At 72.8% G+C, this 18,593-nt stretch carries 15 protein-coding genes; 9 read left to right on the forward strand and 6 right to left on the reverse strand.

Going from position 1 to position 18,593, the window contains the following annotated elements; all coding sequences use genetic code 11:
- Nucleotides 1-22: 22 nt before the first annotated feature.
- From HPC71_RS03675 to HPC71_RS03685, 3 genes are all read left to right on the forward strand, one after another.
- On the forward strand, nucleotides 23-1,030 hold the full coding sequence (locus HPC71_RS03675; protein WP_154613758.1) for a sugar phosphate isomerase/epimerase family protein: 1,008 nt from the start codon (nucleotides 23-25) through the stop codon (nucleotides 1,028-1,030).
- A 54-nt stretch (nucleotides 1,031-1,084) separates the two neighbouring features.
- Nucleotides 1,085-2,074 carry a sugar phosphate isomerase/epimerase family protein gene (locus HPC71_RS03680; protein ID WP_154613759.1) on the forward strand — a complete coding sequence of 330 codons (990 nt, stop codon included), beginning with the start codon at nucleotides 1,085-1,087 and terminating at the stop codon, nucleotides 2,072-2,074.
- Between the two features lie 109 nt (nucleotides 2,075-2,183).
- Complete coding sequence (locus tag HPC71_RS03685) at nucleotides 2,184-4,205, forward strand: ATP-dependent DNA helicase (RefSeq protein WP_171896108.1); 2,022 nt, start codon at nucleotides 2,184-2,186, stop codon at nucleotides 4,203-4,205.
- Nucleotides 4,206-4,225: 20 nt separating this feature from the next.
- Here the strand turns inward: HPC71_RS03685 and HPC71_RS03690 are convergent, their stop codons facing one another.
- From HPC71_RS03690 to lexA, 4 genes are all read right to left on the reverse strand, one after another.
- Nucleotides 4,226-5,542, reverse strand: coding sequence for an alkaline phosphatase family protein (locus HPC71_RS03690; protein WP_154613760.1), 1,317 nt, complete (start codon nucleotides 5,540-5,542; stop codon nucleotides 4,226-4,228).
- Nucleotides 5,542-7,263 (reverse strand): alkaline phosphatase D family protein, encoded by a 1,722-nt coding sequence (locus HPC71_RS03695; protein ID WP_171896110.1) that lies wholly within the window; start codon nucleotides 7,261-7,263, stop codon nucleotides 5,542-5,544. The genes HPC71_RS03690 and HPC71_RS03695 overlap by 1 nt, the downstream gene beginning before the upstream one ends.
- A 103-nt stretch (nucleotides 7,264-7,366) precedes the next feature.
- Nucleotides 7,367-8,182 carry a phosphatase PAP2 family protein gene (locus HPC71_RS03700; RefSeq protein ID WP_154613761.1) on the reverse strand — a complete coding sequence of 272 codons (816 nt, stop codon included), beginning with the start codon at nucleotides 8,180-8,182 and terminating at the stop codon, nucleotides 7,367-7,369.
- A gap of 139 nt (nucleotides 8,183-8,321) precedes the next feature.
- A complete protein-coding gene (gene lexA / locus HPC71_RS03705; protein WP_154613762.1) occupies nucleotides 8,322-9,044 on the reverse strand; it encodes a transcriptional repressor LexA in 723 nt (240 codons plus the stop codon).
- A gap of 187 nt (nucleotides 9,045-9,231) precedes the next feature.
- On the opposite strand from lexA, the gene HPC71_RS03710 reads away from it, so the two are divergent.
- Nucleotides 9,232-10,011: an SDR family NAD(P)-dependent oxidoreductase gene (locus HPC71_RS03710; protein WP_154613763.1), complete on the forward strand. Its 780-nt coding sequence runs from the start codon at nucleotides 9,232-9,234 to the stop codon at nucleotides 10,009-10,011.
- A 193-nt stretch (nucleotides 10,012-10,204) separates the two neighbouring features.
- Nucleotides 10,205-10,561, forward strand: coding sequence for a LysM peptidoglycan-binding domain-containing protein (locus tag HPC71_RS03715; protein WP_154613764.1), 357 nt, complete (start codon nucleotides 10,205-10,207; stop codon nucleotides 10,559-10,561).
- 638 nt (nucleotides 10,562-11,199) lie between these two features.
- Here HPC71_RS03715 and HPC71_RS03720 read toward each other — a convergent pair.
- On the reverse strand, nucleotides 11,200-11,553 hold the full coding sequence (locus HPC71_RS03720; protein WP_154613765.1) for a hypothetical protein: 354 nt from the start codon (nucleotides 11,551-11,553) through the stop codon (nucleotides 11,200-11,202).
- Between the two features lie 191 nt (nucleotides 11,554-11,744).
- On the opposite strand from HPC71_RS03720, the gene HPC71_RS03725 reads away from it, so the two are divergent.
- Nucleotides 11,745-12,713, forward strand: coding sequence for an ATP-binding protein (locus HPC71_RS03725; RefSeq protein ID WP_154613766.1), 969 nt, complete (start codon nucleotides 11,745-11,747; stop codon nucleotides 12,711-12,713).
- Here HPC71_RS03725 and HPC71_RS03730 read toward each other — a convergent pair.
- Nucleotides 12,710-13,978, reverse strand: a complete 1,269-nt coding sequence (locus tag HPC71_RS03730) for a NupC/NupG family nucleoside CNT transporter (protein WP_154613767.1) — start codon at nucleotides 13,976-13,978, stop codon at nucleotides 12,710-12,712. The genes HPC71_RS03725 and HPC71_RS03730 overlap by 4 nt on opposite strands.
- A 92-nt stretch (nucleotides 13,979-14,070) precedes the next feature.
- Between HPC71_RS03730 and HPC71_RS03735 the strand changes: the two genes are divergently transcribed.
- From HPC71_RS03735 to HPC71_RS03745, 3 genes are all read left to right on the forward strand, one after another.
- Entirely contained in the window at nucleotides 14,071-14,571 is a 501-nt protein-coding gene (locus tag HPC71_RS03735) for a mismatch-specific DNA-glycosylase (RefSeq protein ID WP_171896112.1), read from the forward strand.
- Between the two features lie 307 nt (nucleotides 14,572-14,878).
- Entirely contained in the window at nucleotides 14,879-15,358 is a 480-nt protein-coding gene (gene nrdR, locus HPC71_RS03740; protein ID WP_154613769.1) for a transcriptional regulator NrdR, read from the forward strand.
- Between the two features lie 203 nt (nucleotides 15,359-15,561).
- Complete coding sequence (locus tag HPC71_RS03745) at nucleotides 15,562-18,480, forward strand: vitamin B12-dependent ribonucleotide reductase (protein ID WP_154613770.1); 2,919 nt, start codon at nucleotides 15,562-15,564, stop codon at nucleotides 18,478-18,480.
- Nucleotides 18,481-18,593 lie beyond the last annotated feature (113 nt).

The raw sequence follows: 18,593 nt of genomic DNA on the forward strand, positions 1-18,593 counted from the left end.
CGCCCGACCGAGAGGACCTCCGATGCCCCGCCCGATCACCTTGTTCACCGGCCAGTGGGCCGACCTGCCCTTCGAGGAGGTGGCCCGCCTGGCCGCCGAGTGGGGCTACGACGGCCTGGAGATCGCCTGTTGGGGCGACCACCTCGACCCGTGGCAGGCCGCCGAGGACGACGCGTACGTGCAGGCCAAGCTCGACGTGCTGGAGAAGCACCGGCTCCAGGTCTTCGCCATCTCCAACCACCTCAAGGGCCAGGCGGTCTGCGACGACCCCATCGACGCCCGGCACGAGGCGATCCTCCCCGCGCGGATCTGGGGCGACGGGGACGCCGAGGGCGTGCGGCAGCGGGCGGCGGAGGAGATGAAGATGACGGCCCGCGCGGCGCAGCGGCTGGGGGTCAAGACGGTCGTCGGCTTCACCGGCTCCTCGATCTGGAAGTACGTCGCGATGTTCCCGCCCGCCACCGAGGAGATGGTCGCCGCCGGCTACCGCGACTTCGCCGACCGGTGGAACCCGATCCTCGACGTCTTCGACGAGTGCGGGGTCCGCTTCGCCCACGAGGTGCACCCCTCGGAGATCGCCTACGACTACTGGACGACCAAGGCCGCGATGGAGGCGATCGGCCACCGCGAGGCGTTCGGGCTGAACTGGGACCCCAGCCACTTCGTGTGGCAGGACCTCGACCCGGTCGGCTTCCTGTGGGACTTCCAGGACCGGATCTACCACGTCGACTGCAAGGACGCGAAGCGCCTGACCGGCAACGGCCGCAACGGCCGGCTCGGCTCGCACCTGCCGTGGGCCGACCCGCGCCGCGGCTGGGACTTCGTCTCGACCGGGCACGGCGACGTGCCGTGGGAGCAGTGCTTCCGGATGCTCAACACGATCGGGTACGACGGCCCGATCTCGGTGGAGTGGGAGGACGCCGGCATGGACCGGCTGGTCGGCGCCCCGGAGGCGCTGGAGCTCGTGCGCCGGCTCGCCTTCGACGCCCCGACCGCGGCCTTCGACGCCGCCTTCGCCACGCAGGACTAGTGCTTCCCGTGTCGTACGGGCTCGGGACTGATCGACCGACGGAAGGATGAGGACATGTGTTTCGGACATGACGGCGAGGCGGCGCTGCGGCGCTCCCTGGCCGAGAAGGGCGCCAGTCGGCGCTCGTTGTTCCGCGGCGCCGCCGCGGGTGCGGCCGGGGCGGCGGTGCTCGGCGCGACCGCGGCCGCTCCCGCGCAGGCGGGAAGCCGCGGGCCGAAGGGCGGGCCGCACGGCGGACCGCACGGCGGTCACGGCGGCGGCCGGCACCGGGTGCCGCACGACCGGATCAGCATCCAGCTCTACACGCTGCGCGACGCGCTCGGCGGCGAGCCCGGCTTCGACACCGTGCTCAGGCGGTTGGCGCAGTACGGCTACGAGCGCGTCGAGCTCGCCGGCTACTACGGCCGCACGGCGGCGGAGCTGCGGACGTTCCTCGACGGCCTCGGGATCCGGGCCAGCTCGAGCCACGACGGCATCAGCGAGACCCGCGCGGCGCTGCGGACCAAGCTGGAGAACGCCGCCACGCTGGGCCAGACGTACGTCGTCGTGCCCTACCTCGCCTCGAACGTGCTGGCGGACTGGCAGCGCTGGGCCGACCAGATGAACGCCGAGGCGGCGGTCGCCAAGCGCTACGGACTGCGCTACGGCTACCACAACCACGCCCACGAGTTCACGACCGACCTGGGCGGGGGACTCACGCCCTGGGAGGTGCTCACCGACCGGCTCGACCCACGGCTGGTGCACCTGGAGGTGGACCTGTACTGGGCCTACACCGGCGGGGTGAACCTCGGCGTGGCCGATCCCGACCGGTTCGCGATCAAGGTCGTCCGCGACGCGCCGCAGCGGGTGCGGCAGTTCCACGTCAAGGACCGCGACGCCACGACCGGCGACATGGCCGACCTCGGCACCGGGGTGGTCGACTTCCCGCGGATCTTCCGCACCCACAAGGTGGAGGAGTACATCGTCGAGAACGACACCCCCGACGTCACCCCGCTGACCAGCGCGGCCGTCGGTCACCTCTACCTCGACCACCTGGAGTACTGAGCCTGAGCCCGGGCCCGGTCCCGGGCCACCGCGCGGCGCGCGTCACCCGTCCACAGGTCCGGTCACCGACCGGGCCGGGTCTGTCGGCGCGCGCCGTTAGGGTGCTCGGGTGCCGCCGACCTCCGCCCCGACGACCTCGCCGACGACCCGCGTCAGCGAGGTGCTCGCCTCCGCCGTGCGGGCGCTCGGTGGCGCCGAGCGGGCCGGCCAGGTGCGGATGGCCGAGGCCGTCTCCCGCGCGCTGGCCGACGAGGAGCACCTGCTCGTCCAGGCCGGCACCGGCACCGGCAAGTCGCTGGCCTACCTCGTGCCCGCGCTGCTCCACCCCGACCGCGTGGTCGTCGCGACCGCCACCCTCGCCCTCCAGCACCAGCTGGTCGAGCGTGACCTGCCGCGACTGGTCGAGGCGGTCGCCAAGGACGACTCGGTCCGCGACGTCGACACCTCCTACGCCGTGCTCAAGGGCCGCTCCAACTACGCCTGCCTCCACCGCGTCCGCGAGGGCGTCCCCGACGACCAGGGCGCGCTCGTGCAGATGCCCGAGGGGTCGATGGGCCAGAAGGTCCTCGAGCTGCGCGCCTGGGCCGAGGAGCAGGCCGAGGAGAGCGGCAGCGGCGAGCGCGACAACGCCCCGCGGCACACCGACCGCGAGTGGCGCCAGGTCTCGGTCAGCCACCGCGAGTGCCTCGGCGCGACCAAGTGCCCCTTCGGCCAGGAGTGCTTCGCGGAGCTCGCCAAGGAGAAGGCGCAGCGCTCGCACCTGATCATCACCAACCACAGCCTGCTCGCGATCGACGCGATCGAGGGCGTGCCGATGATCCCGGAGTACGACGCGGTCGTCATCGACGAGGCCCACGAGCTGACCGCGCGGGTCACCCAGGCCGCGACCGACGAGCTGTGGGCCGCCGAGGTCGAGCGGGCCGCCCGGCGCAGCCAGCGCCACGTCGAGGGCTCGCAGGCCGACGACCTCGCCGACGCCGCGGAGGCGCTGCGCTCGGCGATGACCGACGCGCGGCCCGGCCGGTTCGAGCGGATGCCGCAGGAGCTCGGCGACGCCCTCGTGCTGGTCCGCGACGCGGCGCGCGCCTGCCTGTCGGCGTACCCCAAGGGGGAGGACAAGAGCGACAAGTCCGCCGACCCCGGCCTGACCCAGGCCAAGGGGTCGGTCCAGGAGGTCTTCGCCACCGCCGAGCGGATGGCCGCCGACCTCGACTCCGACGTGCTGTGGCTGACCGAGGGCACCGAGCGGATGCCGCCGCGGCTGTGCGTGGCGCCGCTGCAGGTGTGGGGGCCGATGCGCGACAAGCTGCTGCGCGAGAAGAGCGTGGTCTTCACCAGCGCCACCCTCATGCTCGGCGGCGACTTCGGCTCGGTCGCCACCAGCGTCGGCCTCAAGCCCTCCGAGCGGGTCGTGGAGGAGACCGCCGACGCCCAGCGCACCGACACCGTGCTGCCCTGGCGCGGCATCGACGTGGGCTCGCCGTTCGACTACGGCCAGCAGGGGATCCTGTACGTCGCCCGGCACCTGCCGCCGCCGGGCCGCGACGGCCTGGTGGCCGCCCAGCTCGACGAGATCGTCGAGCTCATCGACGCCGCCGACGGGCGGGCGCTCGGGCTGTTCTCCTCGCGCCGCGCCGCGGAGACCGCCGCCGAGGCGGTCCGCGAGCGGCTGCCGCACCTGACCACCCTCGCGCAGGGTGACGCCCAGCTGCCCGAGCTGGCCAAGCAGTTCGTCGAGGACCCGCACACCGTGCTGTTCGGGACCCTCTCGCTGTGGCAGGGGCTCGACGTCCCCGGCGACACCTGCCAGCTGGTGCTCATCGACCGGATCCCGTTCCCGCGGCCCGACGACCCGCTGATGTCGGCGCGGCAGAAGGCCGCCGACCAGGCCGGTGGCAACGGCTTCATGCAGATCGCGGCCACCCACGCCGCCCTGCTGATGGCCCAGGGCGCCGGCCGGCTGATCCGCACCACCACCGACCGCGGCGTGGTCGCCGTCCTCGACCCGCGGCTGGCGACCGCCCGCTACGGCGGCTTCCTCAAGGCCAGCCTGCCGCCGATGTGGACCACCACCGACCCCTCGATCGTCCGCAAGGCGCTCGCCCGGCTCTCCGCCTCCGCCAAGGACTGAGCCCCCTCGGGTCCGCCGCCTCAGATCCGCGAGCGGCCGTCCCACCCTCCCCGCGGCGCGCCGCGGAGTCCGAAGAACTCCGCGATCGTCGGCGCGACGTCGACGGTGGCCGCGAGCGAGGAGGAGACGGCCTTGGCCGCGGCCGGGTGCCCGCCGCCGACGAAGAACGGGATCGGGCGCGTGGCCGGGTGGCCGTGGTTGCCGGGGATCGGGTTGGACACGACCATCGGGTCGCTGAACCGCCACCCCGCGCGGCAGTAGGCGACGACGTCGCCGGCGTCCGGGCCCAGGCGCAGCCAGGAGCTGCGGGCCCGGTCGTGCGCGGAGAGCACGCCGGCGGTCCCGCGGGCCACCTCGAGCATCCGCGCCACCCCGCGGTCGCGCTGCTTGGCCGGGCCGGTCCAGTAGAGGAGGTCGGCCCCGCCGTTCTGGGCGACCGCGACGTTGCCGGCCAGCAGCGGGTCCGCGGCCAGCGGCGAGGTCAGGGAGACCACGCGGTCGGGCCGCGACCAGTCCATCGAGTGGTCGGCGAGGACCACGACGATCGAGCGCTTCCACCGGCCGGTCGACCTCAGCATCTCCACGAACCGGCCGACCTGCAGGTCGGTCGAGGCCAGCGCCGCGCGGCGCAGCGCCTGCAGGCTGCCGCCGGTGAGGTCGCTGTGCCCGACCCGGTCGACGTCGCCGAGGTTGACGAAGACCAGGTGCGGGTCGAGCTCCTCGACCATCCCGAGCGCGGCCTCCATGGTGAACACGTCGGGCGCGTGGTCGGTCACCGGCAGCAGCGGGAACGGTTCCCACCGGTGCGTGGCCCGCTCGCCGAAGACGCCGTAGAGGTAGTCCTTGCTCAGTACCGTCCCGGTCCGGAAACCCCGCCGGCCGAGCCGCTCGATGACGGTCGTGGTGCGGATGTCGCGCGGCCGGTCCATCGTGCGGGTCTCGCCGAGACCGCGGTCGTAGATCTCGTTGGCAGGCACGCCGCCGCGGTCGGGCCGGACGCCGGTCATCATCATCACGTGGTTCGGCAGGGTCTCCATGACCGGCAGCGAGTGCGCCCGCGGGAAGTGCCGGCCGTCGGCCCGCAGCGCCGCGAGGTTCGGCATCAGGCCGCTGTCGATCTCGTCGGGCCGGCACCCGTCGACCACCAGCACGTAGGCGCGGCGGCGGTCACGGTTCCCGGCGGCGTACGCGGGGGAGCCGGCTCCGAGCGCGGTGGAGAAGGTGAGCGCGAGGCCACCGGCGCCCGCGACCTTGAGGACCGTACGCCGCTCGGTCGCGGCGGGCGGACGGGCGGCGGCGCCGGTGGTGGCGCCGGCCTGTTGCTGCGGGGCGCACATCAGCGCACCGGCCTATCGACGGCGACGACCGTGTTGGTGCCGGCGCGGGTGGCGAAGGAGCGCGACCAGGTGGCGGTGGTGCGGCGGTCGAGGCGCGAGCCGATGACGTACCAGTCCATCTGCACGCGCGCGGGGGTCACGTCGAGCACGCAGTAGCCGTGGGAGTCGAAGTCGAGGTACTTGATGTGCGGGTTGGCGGTGCGGATGACCTGCTCCACGGCCCGGCTCGCCGTCCGGGGCGGCACCCCGAGGATGTCCTTGAGGTTGTCGGAGGTGACCGAGGAGCAGACGAACTCCACGCCGGCGGTCTCGCCGGCGAGCGGGTAGAGCCCGCGGTCGAAGGGGAGGTCGGATGCCCAGCCGGAGTGGATGTCGCCGGTGAGGAAGACGGTGTCCCTGATCCCGCGGTCGCGGATGTGGGCGAACAGCTCGCGGCGGTCGTCGGTGTAGCCGTCCCACTGGTCGACGTTGTAGGGCAGGCCGTCCTGGGGGAGCAGCCCGGTCACGTCGTTGACCGGCGTGAGGAGGTCCGCCGGCAGTGCCGCGAAGGTGACCGGCGCGATCATCACGGGGTTGCCGACGAGCTTCCACTGGGCGGCGTCGCGGGCCAGGGAGTCCTTGAGCCAGCGCATCTGCTGCCGGCCGGTGATGGTCCGGTCCGGCTCGCTGACCGCCGGGTCGAGGACGGGGAGGGCGACCTGCTCGCTGCGGTGGGTGCGCAGGTCGAGCATGCTGAGCTCGGCGAGCGTGCCGAACCGGAGGCGGCGGTAGAGGCGGGTCCCGTCGCCGAGGCGCGCGGTGCCGTCGAGGCGGACCGGCATCCACTCGTCGTAGGCGCGCAGCGCGCGGGCGCGGCGCCGTCGCCAGCCGCCCTCGCCGCCCGGCCCGGAGCCGGGCGTGTGGTTCTCCGCGCCCTCCAGCCAGGCGTCGTTCGCGGTCTCGTGGTCGTCCCAGACGGTGATGAACGGGGCCTTCGCGTGGAGGTCCTGGAGGTCGGGGTCGGTCTTGTACTGCGCGTGCCGCTGCCGGTAGTCGTCGAGGGAGACGATCTCCCCGGCCGGCTCGTGGCGGCGCACGATCACCTCGCCGGCGCCGTAGCGGCCCGCCTCGTACTCGTAGAGGTAGTCGCCCAGGTGCAGCACCGCGTGCAGGTCGTCGCGGCGGGCCAGGTGGCGGTAGGCGGCGAAGTAGCCGGCCTGGTAGTTGGCGCAGGAGACGACCCCGAAGCGCAGGTTGCGCGGGCTCGCGCCGGGGGCCGGCGCCGTGCGGGTGCGGCCGACGCGGCTGCGCTGGCCGGCCGCGGTGAAGCGGTAGTGGTACCAGGTCGCGGGGCGCAGGCCGGTGACGTCGAGCTTGACGGTGTGGTCGCGGCCGGCGCTGGTGACGAACGTGCCGCGGCGCACGACGTCGCGGAAGGAGCGGTCGGTGGCGACCTCCCACCCGACCTCGGTGCGCGGCCCGCGGCCCGACCCGGCAGTGGCCGCCCGGGTGGGGGTGACGCGGGTCCAGATCACCACCGCACCCGGCAGGGGGTCGCCCGAGGCGATGCCGTGCTGGAAGACGCGGTGGCGGCGGGAGGTCGAGGCGGGGCTGGTGGCGGGGCCATCGGCGGCGGCGGGGGCGAGCGTCGCGACGCCGAGGCCCACGGCCCCGGTGGCGACGACGGTGCGGCGGCCGACGGAGCCCGCGGGGCTCGGCCGGTCGGGCTGGGTCGTGGTCACGCTTGCCCCAACGACGCGGCCGCCCGGACGTGATGCCTCCAGCGGCCCGGACGCCGCCTGTTCAGACCGGGTACGCCGCCCGGTCACCGGGGAGGGGTGGGCCTCAGCCGACCGAGGTCGAGCTGTGCTGCCTCGACTCCGACACGACCACTTCCGGGTCGTTCGCCTCGTCGGCGGGCGCCCGCCGGTCCAGCCGGCGCCCGAGCCGAGCGGCGACGAGGAAGCCCAGGCCGATCACCAGCCATCCGGCGATCGCGTCGAGGACCCAGTGGTTGCCGGTGCCCACGATGACCACGGCGGTGATCAGCGCGTAGGTCCAGCCGAGCGCGCGCACCCAGGAAGTGCGCGCGTTCATCTGCACGATGATCGCAACCCACAGGGCCCAGCCGGCGTGCAGCGAGGGGAACGCGGCGAGCTGGTTGGTCAGCCCGCCGAGCCCCTTCGGCGCCGAGGCGTCCGAGCCCCACCAGCCGTCGGCGGCGTGGAGGGAGAGCACGTCGACGTACCCCTCGACGAAGCGCGGCGGCGCGGTCGGCAGCAGCAGGTAGAGCGCCAGGCCGATCAGGGTCGCGGCGACGAGCGCCCGGCGGGCGGGCACGTAGTGACGGGCGCCGAGGCGGTAGAGCCAGAGCAGGGCCACGGCGGTCACGACGTAGTGGGCGGTGGCGTACCAGTAGCTGGAGAGGAGCCCGAGGATCTTGGTCTCGACGAAGACCTGGTTGAGGGAGGCCTCGAAGTGCAGCCCCACCAGGCTCTCGACGTGCAGCAGCTCTTGGGCGCGCACGAGCGCCGGCGCCAGCGAGTCGTCGGCGAAGAGCCGCGAGCCGCTGTAGAGCACGTAGAGGGTCAGGACCAGGGCCAGCTCGACGACCCCACGCCGCAGGCGTGGGTACCTCGTGGGGCTGGCGACGTCGCTCACAGGTCCAAGATTGCCGTATGCCGGCGGTGATGAGCATCCGGCTTACCCCTGATTCGCCCCCGGATCGACCCGGGGACGCCGTCGGAGCCTGTCTCTCGGGCCTCTCGGCCACCGGTGTGCACTCGCGGCCGGACCGACGTCACATCCGGCGCAGGACCGCGGTGACCTTGCCGAGGATGGTCGCGTGCGTGCCGTCGATGGGCTCGTACGCCGCGTTGTGCGGCAGCAGCCACACCTTGCCGTCCTTGCGCTGGAAGGTCTTGACCGTCGCCTCGCCGTCGATCATCGCCGCGACGATCTCGCCGTTGTCGGCGGTCGGCTGCTGCCGGATGACGACGTAGTCGCCGTTGCAGATCGCCGCCTCGACCATCGAGTCGCCGGCGACCTCCAGCAGGAACAGCTGACCGTCGCCCACGAGCTGCTTGGGCAGCGGGAAGACGTCCTCCACGCGCTCCTCGGCCAGGATCGGGCCACCGGCCGCGATCCGGCCGACCATCGGGACGTACTGCGCCTCGGGCAGCATGTCGCCCACGCCCGTCTCGTCGACCGCCCCGTCATCGGCGCTCGCCATGGCCCGCCGCGCGGCCATCACCTCGGGCAGGAACACCTCGAGGGCGCGCGGGCGATGCGGGTCGCGCTTGAGGAAGCCCTTCTCCTCGAGCACCTTCAGCTGGTGGGCCACGCTCGAGGAGCTGGTCAGCCCGACCGCGTCCCCGATCTCGCGCATGCTCGGCGGGTAGCCACGGCCCTCGATGCTGTCGCGGATGTGGGCGAGGATCCGGGTCTGGCGCGGGGTCAGGCCGGTGACGTCGGGCGCGCCGTCGGGCATCTCGGTGACCTTGGAGCCGGGGTTCTTCGCCATGGGGAGGTGCCTTCCGGGGTAGCGCGGTGACGGGCGAGCGGTGGTGCGGGGCCTTGACAGCACCGTAGAGCCTTCCGCGCCCGTGTTCAAACACCTGTTCGAAGGTGTGTCGCGCGGGCGTCGGTCGGCTCGGTCGGCTCGGCGGGCGAGGAGGGTGGCGCGGGGCCGGCGCTGGTTGGATCGGGCCATGGAGAACACCAGCTGTGTCGTCACCGGGGCGGCCCGCGGCATCGGCCGCGGCATCGCCGAGCTCATGGTCGCCCGCGGTCACCGCGTCGTGGTCACCGACGTGGACGGGGAGGGGGCGGCCCGCACCGCCCGCGAGATCGGCGCGGCCGAGGGGGTGGCCCAGGACGTGCGCGACCCCGCCTCGCACGCCGAGGTCGCCCGGGTGGCGGCGGGCCACGGCGACGTCGTCGCCTGGTTCTCCAACGCCGGCGTCGGCGACGACGGGACGCTCGTGGACCTGACCGAGGAGCAGGTACGCCGCCTGGTCGAGGTCAACCTGCTCGGCGCGGTCTGGAGCACCCGCGCCGCGCTGGCGGCGTTCGGCCCCCGCGGCGGGGACCTCGTGCTCACCGCCTCGCTCTCGGGCCTCGGCCCCGTCCCGGGGCTCTCCCTGTACGCCGCGACGAAGGCCGCGGTCGTCTCGCTCGCATCCTCGGTCTCCCTCGAGGCGCCGCGCGGGGTCCGCGTGCACGCGCTGTGCCCCGACGGCGTGGACACCACGCTGGTCGCCGAGATGCGCCCCGACGGCCTGGCCAAGCGGCTGGTCAGCTCCGGTGGCCACCTGCTGTCGGTGGAGGAGACGGCCCAGGCGGCGGTCGACCTCGTCGGCTCGCGGCGCGTCGTGCGCACCCTGCCCGGGTGGCGCGGCGCCGCGATGCGGGTGGGCCAGCTCGCGCCGTCGCTCTCCGGCCCGGCGCTGGCGGTGTTCGCGGCCCAGGGGAGGCGCCGCCTGCGCTGAGAAGCGTTCGAACATTCGTTCGCACAGGTCCTTGATCTGTTCGAACAAGTGCTCTACGGTCGTACATACGTTCGATCGAACGTCTGCTCGATGACTGGCTCGCCGACCACTGTCGGTGGTCGCGGTTAGACATCGGTGCAGACCGAGATCGACACGACCCGAGGCTGACCGCCGCTTCCCCAGGAGGTCCCGCATGAGCACCATCACCGCCACCCGCGCCCCGTACGCCACCTCGTTCGACCGCCCCACCCGTGGGGCGACCGTGCGGCTGACCCGACGCGGCCGGCTCGTGGTCTTCCTGCTCGCGCTGGCCTTCGTGCTCGGCGTCGGCCTGTTCATCGCCGCCGGCTCGGTCGCGACCGACGAGGCCGGCACCCCCGAGCCCACCCGCGTCGTGATGGTCGGCACCGGCGAGACCCTGTGGGGGATCGCCGCCGACCTCGCCGAGGACGGCGACGTCCGCGGCATGATGAACCAGATCGAGCGGCTCAACGCCCTCGACACCGCCGCGCTCGACGCCGGCCAGCGCCTGGTCGTGCCCGCGGCCTGACCACTCGGCTGCTCGGTCGCCCGACCTGCGGGCGGCCACCACGCACGTCGCCGACCGCTTCGACCCCGGCCGGCGATCAGGGGAAGACAGGGGCGGGGCCGTTCGCGGCCCCGCCCCTGCGGCGTGTCCGGCCCTGGCCGACCGGGACGACGGGGCCGGCCCAGGCTCGGAGGCGCCGCCGGGCGATGCCAAGGAGTCCATCATCCGGATGCTCGCCGCGGGCAAGGCATTCTCACCGTCCGCCCGCCCCCTCCCGCCCCCTCCCGTCGCCGAGTAGTCACCTTTGGCGGGCCGAGTGCTCACTTCCGGCACGGCGAGTGCTCACTTCCGGCGGGCCGAGTGGGCACTTCCAGCGCGGCGAGTGCTCACTTCCGGCGGGCCGAGCAAGCACTTCTGGCCAGGGCAGCTGCCGGGGTAGTCGGAAGTACCGACTCGGCCGGTCAGAAGTGCCGACTCGGCGGGGCAGAAGTGCCGACTCGGCGGGGCAGAAGTGCCGACTCGGCGGGGCAGAAGTGCCGACTCGGCGGGGCAGAAGTGCCGACTCGGCGGGGCAGAAGTGCCGACTCGGCGGGGCAGAAGTGCCGACTCGGCCGGTCGGAAGTGCCGACTCGGCCGGTTAGAAGTGCCGACTCGGCGGGTCAGCGAGCGGCGCGGCGGCCGCCGGGGGCGACCGAGGGCGGCTGCGGGCCGGGGTCGCGCGGCGGGGGCGGGGAGGTGATGCCGAGCTCGCGGAGGAGTCGGACGATGAGCATCAGCCCCGCGAAGAGGCAGGCGACCGCGCCGAGGGAGGCCAGTGCGAGGAAGGCCCACGCGGCGGACTCGCCGCCGCGGGCGGTCGCGCCGAAGTCGATGGCGGCGTACACGAGGTAGCCCCAGGCCACGACCAGCGCTGTGACCCCGAGGGCGAGCAGGGCCAGCCGCGGCTGGAACGCCGGGCGGCGCTTCGCGCCCCGCCTCGACCCCGCCCGCTTGCCCGCCGCCACGGGGCTCATCATCCCTGATCGCGGGCCGTCGCGCTGCCCCGACCCGCGGCGGCGATGCGCTCGGCCGTGCCACGGTGGTCCGGCCGCGGCGTGATCGCCCCGAGCCGGATCGCCCCGAAGGCTTTACGCTGTCATTTGTGCATGGCGAAGTGGGGACCTCGTCGGTGCCGGGCGGAGGCCTCGGCGCGTCGACCGGACCCATGCCGATGCTCGATCCGTTCCTGCGGGACGCCCACGACGTCGACCAGGTCGTGCGGGCGGTCCTCGCGGTGGTGGCCGGGGGGCCCGCGGTGGTGCGGGCCGCGCTCGCGCTGAGCGAGGGTGGCGGTCGACGGCTCCGGTTCGTCGACAGCGCCGCGGCCGTGGGCCAGGACGATCTCGACTGGTCCCACATCGACGCCTACGACGACGTACCGCTGACGACGGTGGTCCGCACCGGCGAGGTGGTTCACGGCGGGCTCGACGACTTCGGGGGGCGCTACGCCTCCTTCCTGCAGGGCCAGGGCGAGCGGGGCGTCGCCGCGGTCGCCGCGCTGCCGCTGCCGGGGACCGGCTCGCCGATCGGCGGGCTGCTGGTCTACCTCTCCGACCCGGCCGCCCTCGACGAGCGCCGGATCGCGACGTTCCGCTCGATCGCGCGCCGCGCCTCCGACGCCGTACGTCGCGTGCGACTCGCCTCGGGCCGCCGGGGCTCCGACGCGGTCCCGCAGGAGCCGGTCGTGCCGGAGGGCGCGCTGACCACCAGCGTGCTGCTCGAGAGCAGTCCGCGGGCGACCGGTGCGGCGCGGCGGTTCCTGCGCGAGCACCTGCGGGCGTGGGCGGTCGACGACGAGGCGGTCGACGACGCCCAGCTGTGCCTCTCCGAGCTGGTCACCAACGCGGTCGTCCACGCCGGCACCGCCTCGGAGCTGCGCGTCGTCCTCGACGCCGGCGTGCTGACGGTGACCGTCCGCGACCTCGGCGGGCTCGGCAAGCCGACCGCCGCGGGCGAGCCGCACCCCTCGGAGGATCCCGACCCGCTGCGCGTCTACGGCCGCGGCCTCCAGCTGGTCGACGCCCTCTCCACCCGCTGGGGCTCCGAGCGGGACGTCACCGGCACGACCGTCTGGTTCGCCCTCGAGCTGGCCGACGCGCCCGCGACCGACGGCGACCCCGTGGCGGCCGGCTAGGTCCCGATCCCGATCACCAGCCCGGCGATCGCGGCGTTCGCGAGGTTGGCCAGGCTGCCGGCGAGCAGCGCCCGCAGGCCGAGCTCGGCGACGACCGCGCGCCGCTCGGGCACCAGTGAGCCGAGGGTGCCGATCTGGATGGCGATCGAGGAGAAGTTCGCGAAGCCGGCCAGCGCGAAGGTCACCACCGCGACGGTCACCGGCGTGAGCGAGTCGACCTGGGGGCCGAAGTCGGCGTACGCCACGAACTCGTTGAGCACGGTCTTCTGCCCGATCCACGACCCGGCGTCGACGGCCTCCGACCACGGCACCCCGAGCAGCCAGGCCAGCGGGGCGAGCGCCCAGCCGAGGATCTTCTCGAAGGTCAGCCCGTCGGCGCCGAACCACCCGCCGACCGCGCCGAGGATGCCGTTGGCCAGGGCAATGAGCGCGATGAAGGCGATCAGCAGCGCGCCGACGGTCACCGCGATCCGGCCGCCGGCGATCGCGCCGCGGCCGATGGCGTCGATGACGTTGCGTGACTCGTGGTCGCGCACGTTGCGCACGTCGAGCTCGGGCGCGCCGTCCTCCGGTTCGTCGAGCGGGCCGTCGCCGGGACCCTCCGGGGTGGAGTCGGGCCACATGATCTTGGCCATGAGCAGGGAGGCGGGGGCGTTCATGACGGTGGCGGCGAGCAGGTAGTCCAGCGGCGCGCCGAGCAGCGAGTAGCCCACCAGCGTCGATCCGGCCGCCGCGGCGAACCCGGCGGCCATCACGGTGAACAGCTGGCTCCTGCGCAGTGAGCGGAGGTACGGGCCGATCATCAACGGCGCCTCGGACTGGCCGAGGAAGATCACCGTGCCGGCGTAGAGCGACTCCACCTTGCTCACGCCCAGCAGCCGCGCGAGCGCGCCGCCGACGACGTACGTCGCCCACTGGATGACGCGCAGGTAGAACAGCAGGCCGACCAGTGCGCCGAGGAAGATAATCACCGGCAGCACCGACAGCGCGAAGATCGTCCCGCCCTCCTCGCCCACCTCGGTCAGCGGCCCGAAGACGAAGACCGTGCCCTGGTCGGCGTACCCGATCAGGGTCGCGACCCGGTCCGAGACCCACCGGAGGCCCCGTTCGCCGGGGCCCCAGCGCAGCACCAGAGCGGCGAAGGCGACCTGCAGAGCCAGGGCGACCCCGACGGTGCGCCACGAGATGCCGCGCCGGTGCCGGGAGACCGCGACCGCCACCAGCAGCAGCACGGCCAGGCCGACCAGTCCGCGCAGTGCGTCCATGCCGGCCCCGGTGCCCCGTGGGGGTCCGGGGCGTACGTGTGGCCGCGCGCCGCGGCGGTCACCGGCGGCTGGTGATGGTCCTGCCTCCGATCGTGGCGCCGGAGCCGGTCGTGGTGTTCTGCGGGCTCGCCGGCGCGGCCAGCACCAAGCACCGCGACCACTACTACGAGGGCCCGGGCAACAGCTTCTGGTCCTCCTTGCACCAAGCCGGCTTCACCGCCCGCGAGCTCGCCCCGCACGAGGACCGGCTCCTCGCCGGGCCGATCGACGGCGTCGCGCTCGGCCTGACCGACCTCGTCGGGCACTGGGACCCCCGGTGGGTCGAGATCGACCTGCTCGTCGAGCAGATGGAGCAGTGGCAGCCCGAGTGGCTCGCGATCACCGGCAAGGGCGCCGCGCACGAGGCCGCGAAGGCGCTCGGCCGCCGCGGGCGCCCGCACCTCGGCGTGCAGGACTGGTACGTCGGCCCCGCCCAGGTCTTCGTGCTCCCCGGCCCGTCGGGCGCCAACCAGCGCCGCGACTACGACGGCCGCCCGAACCGGCTCTCCTGGTGGCGCGACCTCGCGATGATCTGCGGCCTCGGCACTGGCTGAGGGGACCCCGCGAGGCGCTGACCTGCGGGTTTGCCGACCGGCCGGCGAGGTGGTCGAGACCGGTGCCGAAGGACTTCGGGGGAGACTCGCCGTTCGGCTTGCACCCTGCTCGACCCCGGCGTACGGTTCCACCACATCTAGTACTTACACAGATGTAGTTATCCACATCTAGTGCACAGTGCGGATGTGGAAGCCCCACAGAAAGCCCGTTGTTCTACACAGTGACGGGCGAGATATCCCCAGATCATCCACAGGTACGACGCCCTCCCGAGGGCGTCTCCAGGCGTGCCCGGAAGGAGGCCCCGACATGCACTGCCCCTACTGCCGTGGCACCGACACCCGGGTCCTCGACTCCCGCGTCGCCGACGACGGCGGCTCGATCCGCCGGCGGCGTACCTGCTCCTCGTGCTCGAAGCGGTTCACCACCATCGAGCAGATGCAGCTGACCGTGCTCAAGCGCAGCGGCGCGACCGAGCCGTTCGCCCGCGAGAAGGCCGTCGCCGGCGTCCGGAAGGCCTGCAAGGGCCGCCCGGTCTCCGAGGACCAGCTCGCCTGCCTCGGCCAAGCGGTCGAGGACGCCCTGCGTCTCTCCGGCGCCGCGGAGATCCCGGCCCACGAGGTCGGCCTGGCCATCCTCGGCCCGCTCCGGGAGCTCGACGAGGTCGCCTACCTGCGGTTCGCCAGCGTCTACCGCGCCTTCGAGAGCGCGGATGACTTCGAGGACGAGATCGCCAAGCTTCGCGCGGACCGCGTGCCCACCGAGCTCGCCCCCCAGCCCACGGGCTGACCCAGACCGCCCGGCACGCAGTGGGGAAGCTGCGTGTCGGGCGCACCACCTAGCAGGACCCTGATGCAGGACCCGATGCAGGACCCGAAGCAAGACCAGCAGCACGACCAGCCGCCGAACCCGGCGCAGCACCACCTGTCACCCCGACCACTGTCGGTGGTGGCAGCAAGGATGAACCAGACACCGAGAGACGGGACCAGAGCATGACGGAGACGGTGAGCGGCGCGTCCACCAGCGGCGCAGCGACAGGCGGGCACGGCAAGGGCCTCACGCTCGAGCGCGTGTTCAGCACGCCGGGCGTGCACCCCTACGACGAGATCACCTGGGAGCGCCGCGACGTCGTCCAGACGAACTGGAAGACCGGCGCGGCCGTCTTCGAGCAGCGCGGCGTGGAGTTCCCCGACTTCTGGTCGGTCAACGCCTCGACGATCGTCACCACCAAGTACTTCCGTGGCGCCGTCGGCAGCGACGCCCGCGAGTGGAGCCTCAAGCAGCTCGTCGACCGCGTGGTGAAGACCTACACCAAGGCCGGCCGCGAGCACGGCTACTTCGCCACCGACGCCGACGCCGAGGTCTTCGAGCACGAGCTGACCTGGCTCCTGGTCCACCAGTACTTCTCGTTCAACAGCCCCGTCTGGTTCAACGTCGGCACCCCGTCGCCGCAGCAGGTCTCCGCTTGCTTCATCCTCTCCGTCGACGACTCGATGGACTCGATCCTCAACTGGTACAAGGAGGAGGGCTTCATCTTCAAGGGCGGCTCCGGCGCCGGCCTGAACCTCTCCCGCATCCGCTCCTCCAAGGAGCTGCTCTCCTCCGGCGGCACCGCCTCGGGCCCCGTCTCCTTCATGCGCGGCGCCGACGCCTCCGCCGGCACCATCAAGTCCGGCGGCGCCACCCGACGCGCGGCGAAGATGGTCGTCCTCGACGTCGACCACCCCGACATCGAGGAGTTCGTGCAGACCAAGGCGCGCGAGGAGGACAAGATCCGCGCCCTGCGCGACGCCGGGTTCGACATGGACCTCGGCGGCGCCGACATCACCTCGGTGCAGTACCAGAACGCCAACAACTCCGTCCGCGTCTCCGATGAGTTCATGCGAGCGGTCGAGGACGGCACCGAGTTCGGCCTGCGTGCCCGGATGACCGGCGAGGTCATCGAGAAGGTCGACGCCCGCGGCCTGTTCCGCAAGATCGCCACCGCCGCGTGGGAGTGCGCCGACCCGGGTCTGCAGTACGACGACACGATCAACGACTGGCACACCAACCCCGAGACCGGCCGGATCACCGCGTCCAACCCGTGCTCGGAGTACATGTCGCTCGACAACTCCTCGTGCAACCTCGCCTCGCTGAACCTGCTGAAGTTCCTCAAGGACGACGACACCTTCGACGCGGAGCTGTTCGCGAAGGCGGTGGAGTTCATCATCACCGCGATGGACATCTCCATCTGCTTCGCCGACTTCCCGACCGAGGCGATCGGCCAGACCACCATCGACTACCGCCAGCTCGGCATCGGCTACGCCAACCTCGGCGCCCTGCTGATGGCGATGGGTCTCGGCTACGACTCCGAGGGTGGCCGCTCGATGGCCGCGACCATCACCTCGCTGATGACCGGCACGTCCTACAAGCGCTCCGCCGAGCTCGCCGCGATCGTGGGCCCCTACAACGGCTACGCCCGCAACGCCGAGGCCCACAAGCGGGTCATGCGCAAGCACCAGGCGGCCAACGACACCGTCCGGACGATGCACACCAACGACCAGGCCGTCCACCGCCTGGCCACCAAGGCGTGGGCCGACGTCATCGCCCTGGGTGAGACCAACGGCTTCCGCAACGCCCAGGCCTCGGTGCTCGCGCCCACCGGCACCATCGGCTTCATGATGGACTGCGACACCACCGGCATCGAGCCCGACTTCTCCCTGGTGAAGTTCAAGAAGCTCGTCGGCGGCGGCTCGATGCAGATCGTCAACCAGACCGTGCCGCGCGCGCTGAAGAAGATGGGCTACCAGCCCGAGCAGATCGAGGCGATCGTCGCCTACATCGCCGAGCACGGCCACGTGGTCGACGCCCCGGGCCTGAAGACCGAGCACTACGAGGTCTTCGACTGCGCGATGGGCGCCCGCGCCCTCAAGCCGATGGGCCACGTGCGGATGATGGCCGCGGCCCAGCCGTTCCTCTCCGGCGCCATCTCCAAGACCGTCAACCTCCCCGAGACCGCCACGGTCGAGGAGATCGAGGAGATCTACCTCCAGTCGTGGAAGCTCGGTCTCAAGGCGACCGCTTGCTACCGCGACAATTGCAAGGTCGGCCAGCCGCTGGCCGACGGCGGCGGCAAGGCCAAGAAGGACGCCGCGGACGCGGCGGCCGCCACCGAGGCCGCGGCGACCAAGGTCGTGGAGAAGGTCGTCTACGCCCCGACCCGCAAGCGCCTGCCGAAGTCCCGCATCTCGCGGACCACCTCCTTCACCGTGGGTGGCGCCGAGGGCTACATGACCTCGGGTGCGCACGACGACGGCGAGCTCGGCGAGATCTTCCTCAAGCTCGGCAAGCAGGGCTCGACCCTGGCCGGCGTGATGGACGCCTTCTCGATCGCGGTCTCGATCGGCCTGCAGTACGGCGTCCCGCTGGAGACCTACGTCTCGAAGTTCACCAACCTGCGCTTCGAGCCGGCCGGCCTCACCGACGACGCGGACGTCCGGATGGCGCAGTCGATCATGGACTACATCTTCCGCCGCCTCGCCCTGGACTACCTGTCCTTCGACCAGCGCTCCGCGCTGGGCATCTACTCCGCAGAGGAGCGCCAGCGCCACCTCGAGACCGGCTCGTACGAGCCGGTGGAGGAGACCGGCGGCGCCGCCGAGCTCATCGAGTCCGGCCCGTCGTCCCAGGCCGTCGTCGACGCCGAGGTGGCCGACGACATCGAGGTCGAGACCAAGGACACCCGTGGTGCCGAGGCCCGCGAGGTCCCGGCCAAGCCCGCCAGCGAGGCCCACACCACGGCCGAGCTCCTGGAGAAGATCAGCGGCACCGCCATCGACTCCCCGCTCTGCTTCACGTGCGGAACCAAGATGCGCCCCGCCGGCTCCTGCTACGTCTGCGAGGGCTGCGGCAGCACCTCCGGCTGCAGCTGACAGGTAGCCGCTCGCCGAAGGCCCCGACACCGCAAGGTGTCGGGGCCGTTCGCGTCGCCCCCTAGGCCGCTCGGCATCGAGCAGCCGCGCCTGGGGGTCGGAACGAGCGAACC

The organism is Nocardioides marmotae (assembly GCF_013177455.1).
In the GTDB taxonomy this organism is placed as follows: Bacteria; Actinomycetota; Actinomycetes; order Propionibacteriales; family Nocardioidaceae; genus Nocardioides; species Nocardioides marmotae.